Genomic DNA, 18,903 nt, shown 5'->3' on the forward strand with positions numbered 1-18,903 from the left:
GAGGCTTGCAAAATACTAAATATTCACCTCGAATTAAAATGTTATTCTGAAATTTTAGACGATAAAGACGAAACTTGCAATTCTAAACGTTTCATTTCGCGCAAAATCGCACGTTTGTCCATTTGCATCCACGAATATAATTTGATCATAGACATAAATGAAATACAGATAACAATGCCTAATCCCCATTTGAGTAATTCATTGGTTTCTGTAACGCTGAAAAACTGCGTAAAGCAATAGATCAAAAATCCAAATACGCCCAAGTTGATAATGTTCATAATGAAAGCTAACCAACCCAATTTTCCTTGAAAAATACTTTTAACAGACCCTATCAAACCTTGCTCATCCAATTCGTCGTAAAACTTAGCTTCTTCTTCGGTCAATGTTTCTTTTATTAAACTGTCGATGTCTTTTAATGTGCTCATAATTTCTACTTTTTTATGTGTTTTTTTAAATGTTCTCTCGCATGATACAAACGCGATTTGGCAGTTCCCACAGAGATTTTTAACGTTTTTGAAATATCTTTTAATGAAAGTTCATCTACGTAAAATAAGCGCACGACTTGCTGCTGTGAAACCGAAAGTTTGGCAATCGCTTCTTTGAGTTGCTGCTTTACCTGCGTTGTATCTGCTAACGGAATGTTTTGAATGGATGTAGTGACTTTATAATCGTTTTGTTGCTGCTGTTGCTTCACGATGCTACGCACATAATCAATAGATTTTCGATGTACCATACGCAACGCCCAACTTTTGAAACGTGCCGGATTTTGTAAAGAAGCTACTTTGTCAATAATCAATTTCCAACTGTCTTGCGCAATGTCTTTGGCAACATCTGCATCTTTTACAATCCAATACGCGTGATTGCAAAATGTTTTATGAAATCGTTTCACCAAACTTGCCAATGCTTTTTCATTGCCTGCTAGATATTGTGAAACCAATTCGCCATCCGATATGTGCTCTTTTTTATGCATACAACCTTTCCGTATACACTAAGGACGTGAAAAATTGGGAAAGGTTCATTTTTTTTATTTTTTTTCTCTTTGGAGCTATCGAACAAAAGTGTCATGCTAAACTTGATTCATCACATAATTTTTACTGCGAGAAGTTTCTAACATCTCCATACTCACAACTAAAAAAAGAGCTGTCTTTTTACAGACAACTCCTTTTCAAAAATCAATATAGTTATAGTTTGTGAAGCCTATTCAATTAATTCAATAGTTCACAATGCTTTTGTAGCATCATATAAGATCTCGCGCTTTCGCGGAATTATTTTATTTAAGGTTGAATTAAAACTGTGCAACCTCTGTACTATCTTTCATGGCAACTGTACTCGAAGCACCTGCCGTTACCGTATTTTGAACTGCATCAAAGTAAGTAGTACCCACAAAACCTTGATGTTTTACAGCGTTGAATCCTTGTTGTTGCAATGCAAATTCTCGCTCTTGCAATTCAGAATAGCCCGCCATTCCTCGTTCTTTGTATGCTTTCGATAATTCGAACATACTTGTGTTTAAGGCGTGGAAACCTGCCAATGTGATGAATTGAAATTTATACCCCATCGCCGCCAATTCTTCTCGGAATGTTTCCATTTCTGCCACACTTAATTTTGCTGCCCAATTGAATGACGGAGAACAGTTGTACGCCAGCATTTTTCCTGGATATTGCGCGTGAATCGCTTCTGCAAATTCTCTAGCATAGTCTAAATCAGGATTGGAAGTTTCCATCCAAATTAAATCTGCATACGGTGCATAACTCAATCCGCGTGCAATTCCTTGCTTGATACCATTGTTAACGTGAAAAAAGCCTTCATTCGTACGTTCACCAGTCACAAATTTATGATCTCTTTCGTCAATATCACTTGTGAGTAGGTTTGCCGCGTCTGCATCTGTTCGTGCAATAATCAACGTTGGAACGCCCATCACGTCTGTTGCTAAACGTGCAGCCATAAGTTTGTTGATCGCTTCTTGCGTTGGCACTAAGACTTTTCCACCTAAGTGACCACATTTTTTAGCCGAACTGAGTTGATCTTCAAAGTGAACCGCTGCTGCACCCGCATCAATCATAGCTTTCATCAACTCAAACGCATTTAAGTTTCCTCCGAAACCTGCTTCTGCGTCTGCTATAATAGGCACTAAATAATCCAACTTGTTTTCAGATTCGTTGACACACTGAATTTGATCGCGACGCAACAACGCATTGTTGATACGCTTTACCACTTGCGGAACACTGTTCGCAGGATATAATGATTGATCTGGATACATTTCGCCTGCCAAGTTTGCATCTGCCGCCACTTGCCATCCACTTAAATAAATAGCTTCTAAACCTGCTTCTACTTCTTGTACCGCTTGATTTCCTGTTAAAGCGCCCAAACCTGCTACAAAATCTTGATTGTTTAGTTTTGACCATAATTTTTCTGCACCCAAACGCGCAATGCTATGATCTATTTGATATGAACCTTGTAATTTTACAACTTCTTCGGCTGTGTAGGTGCGTTCTACACCTTTCCAACGTGGATTTGTCGTCCAATCTGTGATTAATGCTTGAATTCTGTCTTGAGTTTTCATAAATTTGTATACTATTATTAGAATTTATAATTAGATCCTGTTGATTGTTGCCGCAATCGCAGGATTTTTTTTACACTGAACTTGTCGAAGTGTTTGTTATTTGTTATTTCGTTTACACTGAGCGGAGTCGAAGTCTTAAATATGTAAATATGCTGGAAGCGTTAAAAATTCTTCAAATTCGTCTGCCGTTACCAGTTTTTTAAAGAGAGCAATTGCCAAACTGAATTTGGTTTGTGGCATGTTTTCTTCGCCCACTTCCGTGATCAATTTTTCAACTTCATCATCAAAGATGTCTGTAAACAATGTTTTGTCAAACGTGCGTCCATCTTGAAGCGTCACTTCGTTTTTGAGCCATTGCCACACTTGTGTTCGAGATATTTCCGCCGTAGCGGCATCTTCCATTAAATTGTATAAAGCAACTGCTCCATATCCGCGCAACCACGCTTCAATGTATAAGATTCCAACGTTGATGTTTTTTCGAATTCCCGCTTCTGTCACGGTTCCTTTGGGGATTTCTACCAAGTCTTTTTCTGTAATGTTGATATCGTTTCGCGAAACGTGTAATTGATTTGCCGTTGGCATGTGTGTGTCAAATTCGTTCATTGCAACGACAACCAATGCTGGATGTGCTACCCACGTACCATCATGTCCGTTTTGTACTTCGCGTTCTTTGTCTTTTCGTACTTTTTCTAAGGCGGCATCGTTGGCGTGTTTGTTGTTTTTGATCGGAATTTGTGCCGCCATTCCGCCAATAGCCAAGATGCCACGTTTGTGACAACGCTGAATCACCAATTTTGAATATGCATCCATAAAAGGCGTTGTCATCGTGACTTGATCTCTGTTGGGCACGACAAAATTTGGATGGTTTCTAAATTTTTTGATGTATGAGAAAATGTAATCCCAACGACCGCAATTGAGTCCGACAATATGATCTTTGAGTTCGTAAATGATTTCGTCTAATTGAAAACTTGCCGTGATTGTTTCTACTAAAACCGTTGCTTTGAATGTTCCAACTGGTACTTCGAGATAGTTTTCTGCAAACGCAAATATTTCATCCCACAAACGCGCTTCTAAATAGTGTTCTAGTTTCGGTAAGTAAAAATACGGTGCGGTATTGTTTTCTAACATGATGTTAGTGTTGTGGAACACATATAATCCAAAATCGACCAAACTTCCGGAAGCTTCTTCATCATTTATTAGAAGATGTCGTTCATTTAAATGTAAACCTCTTGGGCGAACTAATAACACAGCAGTTTCTTTATTTAATTGATAGAATTTGTTGCGTTTGGTATCGTGCAGAGCGATTGTTTTTTTGTTGGCATCGAGTAGATTTTGTTGTCCTTCGATCGTGTTTTTCCAACTTGGTGCATTGCTGTCTTCCAAATCGGCCATGAAGGTTTTTGCGCCAGAGTTGAGTGCGTTGATGATCATTTTTCGATCTACCGGACCTGTGATTTCTACACGTCGGTCTTGCAAATCGTGTGGAATATTATTGGCTTTCCACTCGCCTTCTCTGATTTCTTTGGTTTCTGGTGGAAATTCAGGAAACTTTCCTGCATCAAATACGTTTTGTTGCTGTTTTCGCCTTTCTAATACTTGCAAACGTTTGGCATTAAACTGTTCATGCAAAGCGGTAATGAATTGCAAAGCTTCATCATTTAGGATCTCTGGATAGTAATTTTTCACTTCGTTAGCGAACTGAATTTTAGACTGTTGTAATAAAGTTTCTTCCATGACTGATAATTTTATGAAGCAATAATACTACTTTTTTTTAAATTTAGCGAACGTTCGCTATATTATTTTTATTCGCTAAAAATTTAAAGTTCGCAAATTATACTATATTTGTTTTTATGGAAGAAGAATACATTAAACTTATTTTTGGCTTGAAATTGAAGCAGATTCGTACGGAGAAAAACCTCTCTTTGTTTGGCTTGTCAAAGCTTACAGGATTATCGAAATCGTATTTGAACGAGATTGAAAAAGGTAAAAAATTCCCAAAAACGGATAAGATTGTCGTGCTTGCTGAAAAGTTGGAAGTTCCGTACGATCAAATGGTTTCGTTGAAGTTGGACAAGAATTTGGCTCCTGTCGGCGAGATTTTACAGTCCAAAATTTTAAAAGAGATTCCACTTGAATTGTTTGGCATTCAAGAAAGTACGTTGATTGACATTGTGGCAAATGCGCCTGTAAAAGTAAACGCGTTTATTAGCACGATTATTGAAATTGCGCAGCATTATAGTTTTAGTCGCGAAAGTTTTTATTTGGCTTCTGTACGATCGTTTCAAGAAGCAAATAATAATTATTTTGACGATTTGGAACAACATGTGTTGGCGTTTTCCAAAACTTACCAAGTCGATTTGAGTCAAAAAGTTTCTTCTCAGGAATTGGAAGACATTTTAGTGGAAGAGTTCGCGTATACAATTAATACTGAAGAACTCATGAAACATCATGAATTGGGGAATTTACGTTCTATTTTTGTTCCGAAAACCAAAACATTGTTGCTTTCCAATCGCATTGATGATGCACAACGCACCTTTATTTATGCGAAAGAATTGGCGTATCATTTTCTAGCAATTACAGATCGTTTGTACACATTTTCGTGGATTGCCTTTGAAAATTTTGATCAAGTGTTGCATAATTTTTACGCTTCGTATTTTGCGGGTGCTTTGATGATTCCGCGTGCTTCTTTGACAACTCAATTGAAAGCATTGTTTGAAAAAGAGACGTTTCAAAAAGAAATCTTTTTACAATTGATCGGCAGTTTTAATGCGTCTCCTGAATCTTTCTACCAACGATTGACCAATATTTTACCCAAAGATTTTAATATTCAGAACTTGTTCTTTTTACGCTTCACACATCAAGCAAATTCAGATAAATTTTATCTTACCAAAGAGTTACACTTGTCACATCAACATTCGCCACACGCCAATGAAACCAATGAACATTATTGTCGTCGTTGGGTTTCGCTGAATGTTTTGGAAACGATAAAAAATAGTGATTCAACACATGTGTTTGATTTGCAAATTTCACATTATCCAGAAGATAACATGCGTTATTTGGTATTATCTTCTGCTACGAAAGATCCTTTTAACAAAGATCAATATCGTAGTATTAGCGTGGGATTGTTGATCAACAAGCAACTGAAGAAGAAGATTTCTTTCTTAGAAGATGCCAACATTCAAACTAAAAAAGTAGGTGTGACTTGCGAACGTTGTGCGATTGTAGATTGTGAAGTCCGAAAAGTAGCGCCTACTATTTTACAAAAACAGCAACGTGATGACAGGACTTCGGCGGTTGTGAAGGAATTGATGGGGAAGTTTGGGTGATTGGGGTTTTGTAATTTTCTGGAATTACTGTATTAATCCCATCGGTTGAAGACTACGTTGATATGGTCTACCATATCACGCATGAGGTAGAAAAAACCAGCCTGTTCTGTTTCTACGTAGCATACTTCGGTGGTGTCATTGGTCTCATCAATTGCCTTACACGCATATTTTGTAAAAATAACTTTATTGACATCGCCGTGATATTTCATTTCTTTTAGTGATTCTTTGATAATTAGCTGTGCATAATCTTCACTCCAGCCATTATAATTATTTGGATGCGATGAAAATCTGTCTTCTAAGAATGTAATTGTTTTTGTATCTCCCATGATAAGTTCATTTTTATAAAGTTAGTGTTTTGTAGGAACTATTTTCTTGAAATGAAAAATAATTTTTCTTTTCAAAATACACAATATAAACTGAGGTGTTTAAATTTTATAAAATAACAATGCAATGTGCAAAGAGCAACTATTGTAAATGAGTTGATGGAAATTTAGACAGTTTGTAGGTTTTGGTTGTTAGAAAATCATTTTTTTCTTTTCAATTTCAACTCAAACTTATCTTTTTCTATTTTTAAATTCACTTCATCGTAATCTTTTAATAATTTCACAAACGATTTAGGTAAATTTGGCACTTCGCTTTCTACTAATTTTTGGTCATCATTCCCTTTAGCTTTACTATGCCAATGACTTATTATCCCCAAACCATACTCTAACAAATCTTTAGCAACTGGCATTTCTTGCATCAAGAAAATAGCTAAAATACTTGATACATCAATTAGACTTTCAATACTATTAGTAGACCTAATCCATTCGATTTCTAGTAAAGAATTGTTATATTCTTGAATTAGCCACTCGTAGAATTCAAAGTATCTTGTATTCATATTGAATTGACTAGAAGCATGTTTTTTCGCTCTTAAATATTCATTTAGTTGTATTTCTTTTTCTTTTAAAAAACTATTCCTAAATCTGTAATTATCTGAATAAAAGTAATCTATTCCAAAATATTCTTGTACAAAGCGTTCAACCAATCCATCTTTTCTTTCGTAATCAAAAATTTTACTATCATAAATCACTTCTTCAATTTTTATATCACTCTTTTCAATAATAAATTTTTTAAAGGAAAACATAATTTGATCCAATTTTTCTTTAATTAAAGGATCTGCTTCTGCATTCTTTCTCAACATATTCAATCCGCCTAGAAAAATTGCACTCTCAATAATTGAACTTAACATTCCTAACTCACGCAATGATAAATTTTCACCTCCTGCATACAGTTTTATCTTCATTTTTATCTCGAAATTATTTATTTAAAGATATTATATAACTATTTATTAAACAATAATATCAGAAAATAAACAACTCAAACACTCATCTACTCACCTGCTACAACAAAACTTTTCACACTTTTTTAAATATTGCGCCCATAAATTATCTATATATTTACCGCTATTGTTATTTTTGCCGCATGGGAAGAAAGAATCGTAAGAAAGTGTTTGAAAATGTAACCGTGGTTGATACGGCTACGAAAGGGAAAACAGTTGCCAAAACGGAAGGTGGAAATGTCATATTTTTACCAAATGCCGTGCCTGGTGATGTGGTTGATATTCAAACCTATAAGAAGCGAAAAGCCTATTATGAAGGGAAAGCGGTAAAGTTTCACTCACTTTCTGAGAAACGTACCGAACCTGTTTGTGAACATTTTGGTACTTGTGGCGGCTGTAAGTGGCAACACATGGCGTACGAACATCAGTTGTTTTACAAGCAGAAAGAAGTGTTGAATAATTTAACACGCATTGGAAAGGTGGAATTGCCAGAGTTAACACCGATTTTAGGAAGTGCGGAACAATATTTCTACCGAAACAAAATGGAGTTTTCATTTTCCGACAGTCGTTGGTTGACACAGGAAGAAGTAGATTCGCAAGAAGATTTAGGCGATAGAAATGCGCTCGGTTTTCATATTCCTGGCATGTGGGACAAGATTTTGGATGTGAAGAAATGTCACTTGCAAGCAGATCCGTCGAACGCCATTCGCAATGCAATCAAACAGTTTGCGACTGAAAATGATTTGCCGTTTTTTAACACACGCCATCAAACTGGATTGTTGCGTACGTTAATGATTCGTACCTCATCCATTGGAGAAGTAATGGTGTTGGTTCAATTCTACAAAGAAGACAAAGAAAAACGCGAATTGCTATTAAAGTATGTACAAGAGACGTTTCCTGAAATTACTTCGTTATTGTACGTAATTAACGGAAAAGGAAATGATACGATTTACGATCAAGAAGTGATTTGCTATCACGGACGCGATCATATTTTTGAGGAAATGGAAGGTTTGAAATTTAAGATCAATGCCAAATCGTTCTATCAAACAAATTCCGATCAAGCATACGAATTGTACAAAATTACACGCGATTTTGCAGGTTTAGCAGGTGATGAATTGGTGTACGATTTATACACTGGAACGGGAACCATCGCACAATTTGTTTCCAAAAAAGCAAAAAAAGTGATTGGTGTAGAATCGGTGCCTGAAGCGATTGCTGCGGCGAAAGAGAATGCAGCATTCAACAATATTTCGAATACGGAGTTTTTTGTCGGCGACATGAAAAAGGTGTTTAATGCCGAATTTATCAATGCGCATGGAATTCCAGATGTAATTATTACCGATCCGCCACGTGATGGCATGCACAGCGATGTTGTACAGCAAATTTTAAACATTGCACCTAAAAAAGTGGTTTATGTAAGTTGCAACAGTGCTACACAAGCGCGTGATTTGGCTTTGATGGACGCCACATATAAAGTAACCAAAGTACAAGCGGTAGACATGTTTCCGCAAACGCATCATATTGAAAATGTGGTACTTTTGGAAAAGAGAAGTTAACGAAAAAGTAAAATATACAGATGAAAAAATTATCCTATCTAGGAATTTTTGGAATGCTTTGCACGCTGGCATTTTTGTCATTTTCTTGCGAAAGAGATGATATTTGTGTGGAAGGCAGCATCACAACGCCTTTGTTGGTGATTGAATTTTTTGATGTCGAAATTTTCAATGCTACAGGAGAAGAGGTCCTAAAAAACGCATCCGGTTTGTGGATTGAAGCGGTAAATCCAAATACAGAAGTTATTGATGATGTCACAGTTATTGTAGATGCAATTCAAACAGAAGCACAATCAATAAGTACCGTTTCCATTCCGCTTCGTGTTACAGAAGATACTACCGAATATCGCTTTATCAAAGATTATGCGCTTGATGAAAACCAAAATCAGCAAGGAAATGAAGATATCATTACGTTTACGTATGAACGAGAAGAAATCTTTTTATCTCGTGCCTGCGGTTACAGTACAAATTATACCTTAGATCCACTCAATGGCGCAGCCGTAACTCCGGATAGTGATAATTGGATTAACCCCAACACATTGTCTGGCATTCGAATTTCTGAAACTATTGTTCAAAATGAAACCGTTACACATGTTAAAATATATCACTAGTATATTCGCTATTTTAGTTTGTAGCGTCAGTTTTTCACAAGAGGATGCAACTACTGAAACTGCTGTTGTCAATGACACAGTTCCACAATTGGAAACATTTCCATTGCGAATCGGTATTGATCTGAGCAAACCGTTGCGAATGGCGTTGGAAGACGATTATCAAGGTTTTGAAATTGCGGCAGATTTTAGATTGACTAAAAAATTTTACATCGCTATCGAATTGGGAAATGAAAAGAAAACGGTAGACGAAACACAGCTTAATTTCACCACGGAAGGAAGTTTTGCAAAGTTAGGGTTTGACTTTAACGCGTATGAAAACTGGTTTGGAATGCAAAATGCTATTATTGTGGGAATGCGTTATGGATACAGCACACATAAGCAGACATTGAATCGCTACACCATCTACCAAACCAATCAGCATGTAGAAGGGGAAAGCTTGCTAACGCAAGAACCTGGAACGGAATTTACGAGTTTGAATGGACATTGGATTGAAGTTGTAGCAGGTATCAAAGCGGAAGTTTTTGATAATGTGTATATGGGATTCACCGTGCGTTTAAATCGTTTGCTCAGCACCAAAGAACCTGAAAATTTTCAAAACTTATTCATTCCTGGATTTAACAAAGTTACGACTGACAATAATGTGGGTGCAGGATTTAACTACACGATTAGCTATTCGATTCCCATCTATAAAAAAGGGAAAAAGAAAAAGGTGGAAGTTGAAGATGAAATTAAGGAGTAGATTTTTTGAATCTGAATTAAAAATTTACCAGCATCTAAAATCGTGTACTAATTATACCAATTTACACATAAAATGATGTTATTTCGGCAAAGCAATCAAATTGATTCTAATATTTTCTATTTTAGAACGAAATTTATTACATGAGTACACTTTCTATCGACGAAAAAGCACGTTTATACGCTTCTGAAAAACACAAAGCAGTCAATCATTATTATGATCAATATCCGTATGTATTTCATTTACAAATGGTTGTGTCGGCTGCAGAAAAATTCATTCACTTAATTCCTGAAAAAGATCGGCAAAATGTTTTGGCTGGTTGTTGGGTTCATGATGTCATTGAAGATGCGCGTGAAACTTACAATGATGTTAAAAAAGCATTGAACAAAGATATTGCGGAACTTGCGTATGCACTCACCAATAATAAGGGAAGAACGCGGCAAGAACGTGCCGGGAAACAATATTATGTAGGAATTCGCAATACACCGTATGCGGCTTTTATAAAATTGTGCGATCGTATTGCCAATGTAACACATTCTAAAAATACGGGAAGTCGCATGCTGAAAGTGTACCGAAAAGAAAATCCGGCGTTTGTAGAAAAACTGTATGATGAAAAGTATGTAGAAGTGATTCAATATTTAGAAAAATTGGTAAAAGAATGAGTTTGCAAAATCAAATTGTACAAAACTGTCCGCATTGTCAACATTCGCAGGAATTATTTTTTTATAAGTCTGTCAACATCACGGTTGATCCTTCTCTGAAACAGCTTGTTTTGGATGGAAAACTGAATGCACAACTCTGTTCCAATTGCGAAAAGGAAATAAATATCGTAACCGATTTTTTATATCACAACATGGAACAACGCATTATGTTGCATCTTAAAGAAAATGTTGATACTGACGAATTGAACGATTTTGAGAGGTTTCAAGATTTTAAAGATCGTGGCTATATTTATCGTCATGTGCAAACATATCCAGAATTGATTGAGAAAATAAAAATTTTTGATGCAGGATTGAATGATCTTGTTGTGGATTCAATCAAAGCTGAACTTTCTGAAATACTTATGTCGTCGTTACAAGAAGTAATTACCGAAGATACCGAAGAATTGGAACTTAATTTGTTTTTTGATACGTATGAAAAAAGTCTCTTTAAAAAGCGACTCCTGTTTGTATTCTTCTTACATCCAAGTCAAATGATGCAAACTAGTTTTAGTCTAAAAAGTTTTGACAAAACCAAAAGAAAAGAATTATTCAACCTTGAAGCTTTGCGAATGCAATCGCACGTATAACTTTTTAACATTTTTATAAATTTTGACAATATTAAAATCCAAACGTATTGAATCTATTGACATCTTACGAGGTATTGTCATGGTGATTATGTGTTTAGACCACACCAGAGATTATTATCAAGATATAGATGCTGCTGGCTGGCCAATGAATTTAGATACGACTACACCTGCATTATTTTTCACGAGATACATTACACACTTTTGTGCGCCTATTTTTGTTTTTCTATCGGGACTTTCCATTTATTTACAATCGCAACGAAAAACCAAAAAAGAATTGACCAAGTTTTTATTGACAAGAGGTTTGTGGTTGATTTTTTTAGAAATTGTTTTAAATAATTTCTTGTGGCGTTTTGATATTATGTACTACCGATTTGTTTTTCAAGTGATTTGGGCAATTGGTGCTTCCATGGTTGTTATGGCTGCATTAATACATTTGAGAAAACATCTTTTATTGGTTTTAGGAATTATTATTGTTGCTGGACATAATCTTATTAACACATTTCAATTAGATATTCAAACAAATCCGTATCGAATTGATAGTGTTCTCGATTTTTTGTGGTGTTTATTCCATCAAAATGGCGGCTTATTTATTGATACTGAAACCCCGCATTATTTACGAGTCGATTATCCTATGCTTCCTTGGTTGGGGATTATGATTCTTGGTTATAGTTTTGGTCAGTTGTACTCAAAAACATTTCCTGCCATCAAGCGTCAAAAATATCTTTTAATTATTGGAACTTCTATGTTAGCCGTTTTTACTGTTTTGAAAACTTTTAACTTGTACGGCGATCCCTATTTTTGGTTTGATGGAAGTCTGCCATTTTTCAAATCGTTTGTTTCTTTCTTACGAATTGAAAAATATCCTCCATCATTACATTATACTTTAGTGACCATCGGTGTTTGTTTGATCATGCTCAGTCTATTAGAAAAAGTAAAAAATAAGTTTTCAGATTTCTTATTGGTTTTTGGAAGAGTTCCTCTCTTTTTCTATTTCTTACATGTTGGTGTTATTCATGCATCAAGTATGTTGCTCATGCCGTTGTTTGACAAGCCGATGTATCATAGTGTTTCTAACTATGAAAACCTCAGCAAAAGTATATCGAGCAATTTGGGATTGGGCTTATTAGGAGTTTATATTGCTTGGGTTCTTATTGTTGCGGCACTATATTATCCATGTTTAAAATATATGCGCTACAAGAAGAAGCATCCCGAAAAAAAATGGTTGAGTTATTTATAACTCTCTTATATCCTTACTAAAAACCGTTTTCATCAACAGTTTTTCTTTGCCGTTTTCTTCAACTACAATGAATTTAGGCGCTAAAATACTCGCTATCACAGCGGCAATTAACGCTAACCAGAAGGTTTCTAGTTTTAACACATATCCTACGGCAATGCGAAATATTAAAAATAGGATTGCGAATGCTATTAAATTAAAAATCAGCGCTTTGGTTTTTGGTTTCATCTGATCAGTATTTTATAATTTTAGTCTTTAGATTGATATTTGGCTTTTTTGCTTCCTGCGTACATTTCGTACTTTACCAAACGTGATTCTAACTTTCCGTTGAATACTTTTATTTTTCGCGATGGACGCAAGCCAACAAATTTTAATGCTTCTAAATTTGACGTAATAAACCAAGCATTGGTGTTTGTGTATCCTTGTTTTAACGTATCGCCAATGTCCGCATAAAATTGTTCCATGTCAATATGCAAACGTTCACCATAAGGCGGATTGAACAAAATATGCAGCTTCGTATCGTCTTCCTTTTTGGTTTCAAAGAAATCTGTGCGACGAATCTTAATGTAGTCTTCTAAATTCGCGTTTTTTACATTGTCTTTTGCTTTTTGTACTGCCGACGGTGCTTTGTCATATCCGTAAATATGATAATGAAATTCACGAATTTTCTTTAAACAAGAAGCTTCTATCGTTTCAAATAAATCTACATCCCAATCTTGCCATTTTTCAAAACCAAATTCTTTTCTATTGATATTTGGCGGAATATTACAGGCAATCATCGCCGCTTCAATCGCAATTGTTCCACTTCCACACATCGGATCGAGCAAATCGCATTGTCCGTCCCAACCAGAAAGCATGACCAAACCAGCCGCCAATACTTCATTAATTGGTGCAATATTCGTTGCGGTTTTATAACCACGCTTGTGTAAAGAACCGCCCGAACTGTCCAAAGAAATAGTACAATCATTATTCTGAATATGTACATGAATGCGCAACGTTGGAAATTTTAAATCTACATTTGGACGTTTGCCTTCCGTGTTTCTGAACTTATCTGCAATCGCATCTTTCGTTTTTAAGGCAATAAATTGTGAATGTGTAAATTGCTCCGAAGCTACCGTGGCATCAATCATAAACGTATCTTCATGCGTTAAGTATTTGTCCCAATGCATATTGTATACTTGATCGTACAAATCTTGTTCATTGCGAATTTTAAAATGGCGAATCGGTTTTAAAATCTTAATTGCCGTACGCAAGCTCAAATTGGCTTTGTACATAAACCCTTTATCACCTCTAAAACTTACGTTACGCGTTCCTTTTCGGATATCTTGCGCACCGAGTCGTTTCAGTTCGTCTTCCAATAAATCTTCAAAACCGTGTAAAGTTTTGGCAACCATTTTAAAATTCTGTTCCATCTGCTAGTGTAATCTCTTGCAAAAGTACGTTAATTTACGAATGTTTTATAAAGTCTCATGACTTAATCGCTATGTAAAGTCTCCCTACTTTATAAAATGATATTTATTCACATTAATTTGTCTTCATTGTAAGTATATTTTGATGAAATTGTGTATTTTTGTTTAACATTTAAAAAATTAATTTAAACAAAACTATCGTATTTCATTGAGAACTATTGTTAATCATAAACACATGAGTTTCAAATCCAAAGAACTATTATTGATCTCAAGACCAAGGTTTTGGATGTATGTGTTGGGAACTTTTTTGGTAGGCATGATTGCTTCCGGCAACCCATTTCATTATGATTCTAATACCACCATGCTATTAGTGGTGTTTTCCATATTCTTTTCATTTCCAGCAAATTTATTGATTTATGGTGTAAATGATATTTACGATTACGAAACCGACGTACTTAACACAAAGAAAGTTTCCTACGAAAAAATTCTAAGTCCATTAAAACATAAAAAATTGTGGTTTATTATTGGGCTGTTCACCTTACCATTTATTCCTTTTTTATTATTTATAAATACGCCAACGTTATATGTATTATTAATATTTATTTTTACAGGAATATGCTACTCAGCACCTCCGTTAAGAGCCAAAAGCAAACCACCTTTAGACATCCTTTTTTCTTCTATCATATATATTTCTCCTGGGTTGATTGGATATTTGATTACGGGAAATACAAATGTTGAGTGGCTTGCTATTCTTGGAGGGTTGGTATGGGCTTCGGCAATGCAAACCTATTCGGCAGTACCCGATATTGATGCAGATAAAAATTCAGGAGTCGCAACGTTGGCAACGAAATTAGGAAAACGAAACGCACTTTGGTTTTGCCTGATTGCCTATATAGCGGCAAGCGTTATAGGAACCTTGTATGTAGGTTGGGTAGCCATTGTTTTTGGAATTGTGTATGCAGTTGTCGTGCTATTGAGTCTTGCCAATAGTTCCAAAGTATTTAAGTATTATACCTATTTTCCTTTGGTAAATATTGCCGCAGGAACGGCGTTGTTCTTCTATCTATTTTTTAAGGCTGTGTATTAAATTTAGAGACTTTCCAAAGGATGCGGATTTTTAATACCTGCAATTCGCTTGTACACTAATTGTGCAGATATTAAACAAATAGGCATTCCTATTCCGGGACTTGTGTCTGCGCCCACATAATATAGATTTTTTATCTTTTTACTTTTGTTAGAGGGTCGTAATAAGGTTTGTTTTAACGTATGTGCCAATCCTAATGCAGTGCCTTTGTAGGCGTTGTAATCTCTTTGAAAATCATCACTCCAATAGGAACGTTCGTAGACCACATAGTCTTCTAATTCTGGTACATCTAGATCTTTTTTCATGAGATTGTAAATCTTTTCACGATATGATGCCATTTGTTCCTCGGAAAGCGTCAGTCCTGGCGGAATTGGTACTAAGACAAATAAATTATCTTTTCCTTCGGGTGCCAAACTCGGATCGGTTTCCGTAGGTTTACAGATGTAATAACTTGGATCGGTTGGCAATTGCGGTGTATCAAACAATTCTGTGAAATTTTGTTTCCAATCTTCGCCAAATCGCAAGTTGTGGTGACTTAATATATCTAACTTTCGATCTAATCCCAAATACATGATAAACGCACTTGGACTCAACACCGTTTTTTTCCAATACTTTTCTGGATAGGTTTGGTATTTTCTTTCCAACAATTTTGTTTCTGTAAACCACAAATCGGCATTAGAAACCACAATATCTGCGCGTACTTCTTCTCCACTTTCCAATTGTACACCGACTGCTTTTTTGTTTTCTACCAATATTTTTTGGACAGGTGCTTCGGTTCTAAACGTTGTTCCATGTTTTTTATTGATGCTGACTAAGGATTCTATGATTTCATAAATGCCACCTTTTGGAAAATACACGCCCATATCAAAATCAATGAAGTTCATGATGTTGTATAATGCAGGCGTTTTGGCAGGATCGGAACCTAAGAACACCAAGGTGTATTCTAATATTTTTTTGATACGATCGCTTTCAAACCATTTGTTTAGGTAGGATTGCATGGTTTGAATCGGATTGAGTTGTATGCCTTTTTTGATGAGTTTCCAACTTAGAAAATCGGCCGAAATCCCAATATTGCGATACATAAAATAATGTTTCGCCATTTCGTACTGTTCGCCCGAACGTTTTAAATATTCGCGAAGTTTGGGTGTAATGCCAGGTTCTAATTGTTCAAATAAAGGTAAATCTTTTTCTAAATCAGAATGAATATCGAGTACAGGAATTTCTTTGTCATTGGAAAAAAAGACACGATACGAAGGTGACAGTTTGATCAACTCTAAGTGTTTGGAAATGTCTTCTTCTAGCAGATTGTAGTAGTTTTCAAATACATCGGGCATTAAATACCATGAAGGTCCCATATCAAACGTATAGCCGTCAGCTTTAAAAATATTTGCACGTCCGCCAAGCGTTTTATTCTTTTCAATAACGGTAACTTCATATCCTGCTTTTGCCAATAAGGCAGCTGATCCTAAACCGCCGATTCCCGAACCAATAATGATAATTTTTTCTTTCTTTTTCACAATTGTAAAAATACGGAAAGTTGTGCAAAGTCTTCCGACTTCACAAAGCTTTTTACATTGCTAATCTTACATCAACAAGTCCATCTTTCAAAACATAATTGCTTGCGCTTGAATAGATATAGTCTTCTATATTTCTGACTAATCCCGCTTTTACAGGGTTTTTATGAATGTAATTGATTTTTGTCCATAAAAACTTTCGTGAATATATTTCCTTAGGATGATTTCCAAACTTCCAAAATTGATAGTTTTTGTTTCTTGAATGTGTTTCTGTGGCTTTTTTAAATCGTTCTAACATCCATACTCTTCTACTTTCAGGTTCTGTTTGAATGGTATCTAAAATAGTTTTAGCTGTGAACTTTTTAAAATCGCGAAGTACTTCAGACAAGTTTCCTGTTTCTGATTGTATGACCATGTGAATATGATTGCTCATAATGACATAGGCATATACAATCATACCTCTGTGTTGCATACAGTATTTCATGCTATTTATAACACAGTCACGATGATTTTGTCTTGTAAACACATCAATCCAATCTACTACCGTTGCTGTAATAAAGTGTGGTTTGTATTGATCTCTTATTCTGTAACCGCCTTCCATATTCTGTTTTTCAAGTATCATATTTATAAAATAGAAAAGACTTTTTGAAAAATTGTAATATTAGTTTGTAAGCGTTGATGTGAATTTATAAGCGTTGTTTTTTTGTGTAAAGTCGGGAGACTTTACAAAACTATACTTTATGTAAATGTCTGCAAATGTAGCTTTGCAAAGTCTCACAACTTTACAAAGCTCTTTTCATAACTGTTATGAATCAAAATAATCGCCAATCCAAAAATGACAGCAGAAACAATTAGAATAGTACTAATGAGTCCGCTAACACCAAAAGAGATTCTAATTAATATCGTAGAAACAATAAAACCAGAGTTTCGAATGATTTTATGGAATTGATCGGTGTAAAAGAAAGAAATGAGCAATAAAACAACATCTACCAATATTAAGACGGTGAAGAATTCGTCAAAGAATAAGTTATTGATACTTTCAAACGAAGGCAATGTGTTTTGCGAAATTGAAATTCCCAAACACCAATCTATCAACGTATATGCTGCCATGATGAAGAACAATGGAATTAAAAAAACGGCAATCCAACGTTTGTTGTTGATGAAGCGCTGTAACTTTTCTTTGGGAATTCCTTGATGCTGCTGCTTTATCTTTCCCTGTTTTTGAAATTGATAGATGAGATAAAACAAAATTAAAGACGCCAAAATATCATAGGTAAACTGCAAATCGCCCTTAATTTCAAACCAATCAGTAGAAAGTTCTAACAATGACAAATCTTTAAAAAGCTTTCGAATGATAATGAGCGTAATGATTTCATATTGTTTGGTAATATAGGTTGTAAACGATTTGGGCAAATAGTAAATCAATAAATACACTTCATAAATTAAAATAAAAGAAAATGGTGTGTAAATAGCCGAAATCGGATTTTGCAACAATTCTGCATCTTTTGGTAGATGGATCAAATCGAAACTCGTTAAATATATCAACGCCAAATGCACAAAGAAACTCGCAAGTGCAATGTAGAGAATGATTTTTTCCGTCTTTTTTTTGGTAACTTCTGAAAGTAAAAAAGAATGTGCCTTTTGTAAAAAGTTCATTGTTGGTGGGTTTAGTTATGTACGCTGTGGTGTAGTTTTGTGTGTAAAAGGAAAGATGTTGTAAACACATCAAACCACTAGAAAATTTACCGAACCTTTTATTTTAAGACTTTATAAAGATACGGAATAAATACAACATAGCGCTTTGTAAAGTCTCCCGACTTTACAAAGCGCTTATCTTAACATCTTCCTTATGTTAAATAGGGGAAGCACTTATTCAAAAAGGGTGATTTTCCTACTTCGCAAGCTTCTGACTTCCAATACTTTTGTATCATTATTATTAACCATTAAAGAAAAAAGTTATGCCACATCATCCACAAGGAACCAAAGGTTGGACCAAATTGAATTCGTATCAAGCAGTTTGGGATCCAAAAGTAGATCTAGGAAAGTTTTATTTTACAGATTTTAGAAACAATCGTAAAGAAACACCATACATGAACGCCGAAAATTTTGCGCGCGTTATTGACATTCTTCGCAATGAAACACCTGTATACGGAAACGCAAGTACAGGTTCAGTAACAACGCAAACTGAAGCTGTAGGAGAAGAAGAAAGCTAGACGTTCACTATGCATACCAAAAAAGAGAGTCCAACCGCTGCGTTGGACTTT

20 protein-coding genes are annotated in these 18,903 nt (G+C 35.3%); 9 read left to right on the forward strand and 11 right to left on the reverse strand.

Annotation, left to right across the window (positions count from 1 at the left end):
* Positions 1–41: 41 nt before the first annotated feature.
* From KORDIASMS9_RS21195 to aceB, 4 genes are all read right to left on the reverse strand, one after another.
* On the reverse strand, positions 42–425 hold the full coding sequence (locus KORDIASMS9_RS21195) for a DUF6768 family protein (RefSeq protein ID WP_114904778.1): 384 nt from the start codon (positions 423–425) through the stop codon (positions 42–44).
* Between the two features lie 5 nt (positions 426–430).
* The gene (locus tag KORDIASMS9_RS21200; protein ID WP_114904779.1) at positions 431–970 is read right to left on the reverse strand and encodes an RNA polymerase sigma factor; all 540 of its coding nucleotides are present in this window, start codon (positions 968–970) and stop codon (positions 431–433) included.
* 315 nt (positions 971–1,285) lie between these two features.
* The gene (gene aceA / locus KORDIASMS9_RS21205) at positions 1,286–2,563 is read right to left on the reverse strand and encodes an isocitrate lyase (RefSeq protein ID WP_114904780.1); all 1,278 of its coding nucleotides are present in this window, start codon (positions 2,561–2,563) and stop codon (positions 1,286–1,288) included.
* A 135-nt stretch (positions 2,564–2,698) separates the two neighbouring features.
* Positions 2,699–4,297, reverse strand: coding sequence for a malate synthase A (aceB, locus tag KORDIASMS9_RS21210; protein ID WP_114904781.1), 1,599 nt, complete (start codon positions 4,295–4,297; stop codon positions 2,699–2,701).
* 116 nt (positions 4,298–4,413) lie between these two features.
* On the opposite strand from aceB, the gene KORDIASMS9_RS21215 reads away from it, so the two are divergent.
* Positions 4,414–5,889: a helix-turn-helix domain-containing protein gene (locus KORDIASMS9_RS21215; protein ID WP_114904782.1), complete on the forward strand. Its 1,476-nt coding sequence runs from the start codon at positions 4,414–4,416 to the stop codon at positions 5,887–5,889.
* A gap of 32 nt (positions 5,890–5,921) precedes the next feature.
* On the opposite strand, the gene KORDIASMS9_RS21220 is transcribed toward KORDIASMS9_RS21215, so the two are convergent.
* Together KORDIASMS9_RS21220 and KORDIASMS9_RS21225 are read right to left on the reverse strand one after the other, a co-directional pair.
* Positions 5,922–6,215 carry a hypothetical protein gene (locus tag KORDIASMS9_RS21220; RefSeq protein WP_114904783.1) on the reverse strand — a complete coding sequence of 98 codons (294 nt, stop codon included), beginning with the start codon at positions 6,213–6,215 and terminating at the stop codon, positions 5,922–5,924.
* A 197-nt stretch (positions 6,216–6,412) separates the two neighbouring features.
* Positions 6,413–7,174 carry a hypothetical protein gene (locus KORDIASMS9_RS21225; RefSeq protein WP_114904784.1) on the reverse strand — a complete coding sequence of 254 codons (762 nt, stop codon included), beginning with the start codon at positions 7,172–7,174 and terminating at the stop codon, positions 6,413–6,415.
* Between the two features lie 179 nt (positions 7,175–7,353).
* Between KORDIASMS9_RS21225 and rlmD the strand changes: the two genes are divergently transcribed.
* The 6 genes from rlmD to KORDIASMS9_RS21255 all read left to right on the forward strand — a co-directional run bounded on the left by rlmD (position 7,354) and on the right by KORDIASMS9_RS21255 (position 12,635).
* Positions 7,354–8,766 (forward strand): 23S rRNA (uracil(1939)-C(5))-methyltransferase RlmD, encoded by a 1,413-nt coding sequence (rlmD, locus tag KORDIASMS9_RS21230; protein ID WP_114904785.1) that lies wholly within the window; start codon positions 7,354–7,356, stop codon positions 8,764–8,766.
* A 20-nt stretch (positions 8,767–8,786) separates the two neighbouring features.
* The gene (locus KORDIASMS9_RS21235) at positions 8,787–9,374 is read left to right on the forward strand and encodes a DUF6452 family protein (protein WP_114904786.1); all 588 of its coding nucleotides are present in this window, start codon (positions 8,787–8,789) and stop codon (positions 9,372–9,374) included.
* Complete coding sequence (locus KORDIASMS9_RS21240) at positions 9,355–10,113, forward strand: DUF6048 family protein (protein ID WP_114904787.1); 759 nt, start codon at positions 9,355–9,357, stop codon at positions 10,111–10,113. Before KORDIASMS9_RS21235 ends, KORDIASMS9_RS21240 begins: the two co-directional genes overlap by 20 nt.
* Before the next feature lie 140 nt (positions 10,114–10,253).
* A complete protein-coding gene (locus KORDIASMS9_RS21245) occupies positions 10,254–10,772 on the forward strand; it encodes an HD domain-containing protein (protein ID WP_114904788.1) in 519 nt (172 codons plus the stop codon).
* Positions 10,769–11,398, forward strand: coding sequence for a CpXC domain-containing protein (locus KORDIASMS9_RS21250; RefSeq protein ID WP_114904789.1), 630 nt, complete (start codon positions 10,769–10,771; stop codon positions 11,396–11,398). Before KORDIASMS9_RS21245 ends, KORDIASMS9_RS21250 begins: the two co-directional genes overlap by 4 nt.
* Before the next feature lie 22 nt (positions 11,399–11,420).
* Positions 11,421–12,635: a DUF1624 domain-containing protein gene (locus KORDIASMS9_RS21255; protein ID WP_114904790.1), complete on the forward strand. Its 1,215-nt coding sequence runs from the start codon at positions 11,421–11,423 to the stop codon at positions 12,633–12,635.
* Here the strand turns inward: KORDIASMS9_RS21255 and KORDIASMS9_RS21260 are convergent.
* Entirely contained in the window at positions 12,630–12,860 is a 231-nt protein-coding gene (locus tag KORDIASMS9_RS21260; RefSeq protein ID WP_114904791.1) for a hypothetical protein, read from the reverse strand. The genes KORDIASMS9_RS21255 and KORDIASMS9_RS21260 overlap by 6 nt on opposite strands.
* A 20-nt stretch (positions 12,861–12,880) precedes the next feature.
* On the reverse strand, positions 12,881–14,044 hold the full coding sequence (locus KORDIASMS9_RS21265; RefSeq protein ID WP_114904792.1) for a class I SAM-dependent RNA methyltransferase: 1,164 nt from the start codon (positions 14,042–14,044) through the stop codon (positions 12,881–12,883).
* A gap of 232 nt (positions 14,045–14,276) precedes the next feature.
* Between KORDIASMS9_RS21265 and KORDIASMS9_RS21270 the strand changes: the two genes are divergently transcribed.
* Entirely contained in the window at positions 14,277–15,128 is an 852-nt protein-coding gene (locus KORDIASMS9_RS21270) for a prenyltransferase (protein ID WP_114904793.1), read from the forward strand.
* A 2-nt stretch (positions 15,129–15,130) separates the two neighbouring features.
* Here KORDIASMS9_RS21270 and KORDIASMS9_RS21275 read toward each other — a convergent pair whose 3' ends face one another.
* From KORDIASMS9_RS21275 to KORDIASMS9_RS21285, 3 genes are all read right to left on the reverse strand, one after another.
* Complete coding sequence (locus tag KORDIASMS9_RS21275; RefSeq protein WP_114904794.1) at positions 15,131–16,642, reverse strand: NAD(P)/FAD-dependent oxidoreductase; 1,512 nt, start codon at positions 16,640–16,642, stop codon at positions 15,131–15,133.
* A 52-nt stretch (positions 16,643–16,694) separates the two neighbouring features.
* Complete coding sequence (locus KORDIASMS9_RS21280) at positions 16,695–17,261, reverse strand: transposase (protein ID WP_240321096.1); 567 nt, start codon at positions 17,259–17,261, stop codon at positions 16,695–16,697.
* Between the two features lie 152 nt (positions 17,262–17,413).
* Positions 17,414–18,295, reverse strand: a complete 882-nt coding sequence (locus KORDIASMS9_RS21285) for a hypothetical protein (protein WP_114904795.1) — start codon at positions 18,293–18,295, stop codon at positions 17,414–17,416.
* Between the two features lie 302 nt (positions 18,296–18,597).
* On the opposite strand from KORDIASMS9_RS21285, the gene KORDIASMS9_RS21290 reads away from it, so the two are divergent.
* A complete protein-coding gene (locus KORDIASMS9_RS21290; protein WP_114904796.1) occupies positions 18,598–18,852 on the forward strand; it encodes a hypothetical protein in 255 nt (84 codons plus the stop codon).
* The last annotated feature ends 51 nt before the right edge of the window (positions 18,853–18,903 follow it).

Origin of the sequence: Kordia sp. SMS9 (assembly GCF_003352465.1) — a bacterium.
In the GTDB taxonomy this organism is placed as follows: Bacteria; Bacteroidota; Bacteroidia; order Flavobacteriales; family Flavobacteriaceae; genus Kordia.

Bases quoted from the DNA above. Each gene is read 5' to 3' on its own strand.
- KORDIASMS9_RS21220 (WP_114904783.1), bottom strand. From the start codon at position 6,215: ATGGGAGATACAAAAACAATTACATTCTTAGAAGACAGATTTTCATCG.
- aceB (WP_114904781.1), bottom strand. From the start codon at position 4,297: ATGGAAGAAACTTTATTACAACAGTCTAAAATTCAGTTCGCTAACGAA.
- aceA (WP_114904780.1), bottom strand. From the start codon at position 2,563: ATGAAAACTCAAGACAGAATTCAAGCATTAATCACAGATTGGACGACA.
- KORDIASMS9_RS21285 (WP_114904795.1), bottom strand. From the start codon at position 18,295: ATGAACTTTTTACAAAAGGCACATTCTTTTTTACTTTCAGAAGTTACC.
- KORDIASMS9_RS21245 (WP_114904788.1), top strand. From the start codon at position 10,254: ATGAGTACACTTTCTATCGACGAAAAAGCACGTTTATACGCTTCTGAA.
- KORDIASMS9_RS21200 (WP_114904779.1), bottom strand. From the start codon at position 970: ATGCATAAAAAAGAGCACATATCGGATGGCGAATTGGTTTCACAATAT.
- KORDIASMS9_RS21225 (WP_114904784.1), bottom strand. From the start codon at position 7,174: ATGAAGATAAAACTGTATGCAGGAGGTGAAAATTTATCATTGCGTGAG.
- rlmD (WP_114904785.1), top strand. From the start codon at position 7,354: ATGGGAAGAAAGAATCGTAAGAAAGTGTTTGAAAATGTAACCGTGGTT.
- KORDIASMS9_RS21290 (WP_114904796.1), top strand. From the start codon at position 18,598: ATGCCACATCATCCACAAGGAACCAAAGGTTGGACCAAATTGAATTCG.
- KORDIASMS9_RS21280 (WP_240321096.1), bottom strand. From the start codon at position 17,261: ATGATACTTGAAAAACAGAATATGGAAGGCGGTTACAGAATAAGAGAT.
- KORDIASMS9_RS21265 (WP_114904792.1), bottom strand. From the start codon at position 14,044: ATGGAACAGAATTTTAAAATGGTTGCCAAAACTTTACACGGTTTTGAA.
- KORDIASMS9_RS21235 (WP_114904786.1), top strand. From the start codon at position 8,787: ATGAAAAAATTATCCTATCTAGGAATTTTTGGAATGCTTTGCACGCTG.
- KORDIASMS9_RS21250 (WP_114904789.1), top strand. From the start codon at position 10,769: ATGAGTTTGCAAAATCAAATTGTACAAAACTGTCCGCATTGTCAACAT.
- KORDIASMS9_RS21240 (WP_114904787.1), top strand. From the start codon at position 9,355: ATGTTAAAATATATCACTAGTATATTCGCTATTTTAGTTTGTAGCGTC.
- KORDIASMS9_RS21195 (WP_114904778.1), bottom strand. From the start codon at position 425: ATGAGCACATTAAAAGACATCGACAGTTTAATAAAAGAAACATTGACC.
- KORDIASMS9_RS21215 (WP_114904782.1), top strand. From the start codon at position 4,414: ATGGAAGAAGAATACATTAAACTTATTTTTGGCTTGAAATTGAAGCAG.
- KORDIASMS9_RS21260 (WP_114904791.1), bottom strand. From the start codon at position 12,860: ATGAAACCAAAAACCAAAGCGCTGATTTTTAATTTAATAGCATTCGCA.
- KORDIASMS9_RS21270 (WP_114904793.1), top strand. From the start codon at position 14,277: ATGAGTTTCAAATCCAAAGAACTATTATTGATCTCAAGACCAAGGTTT.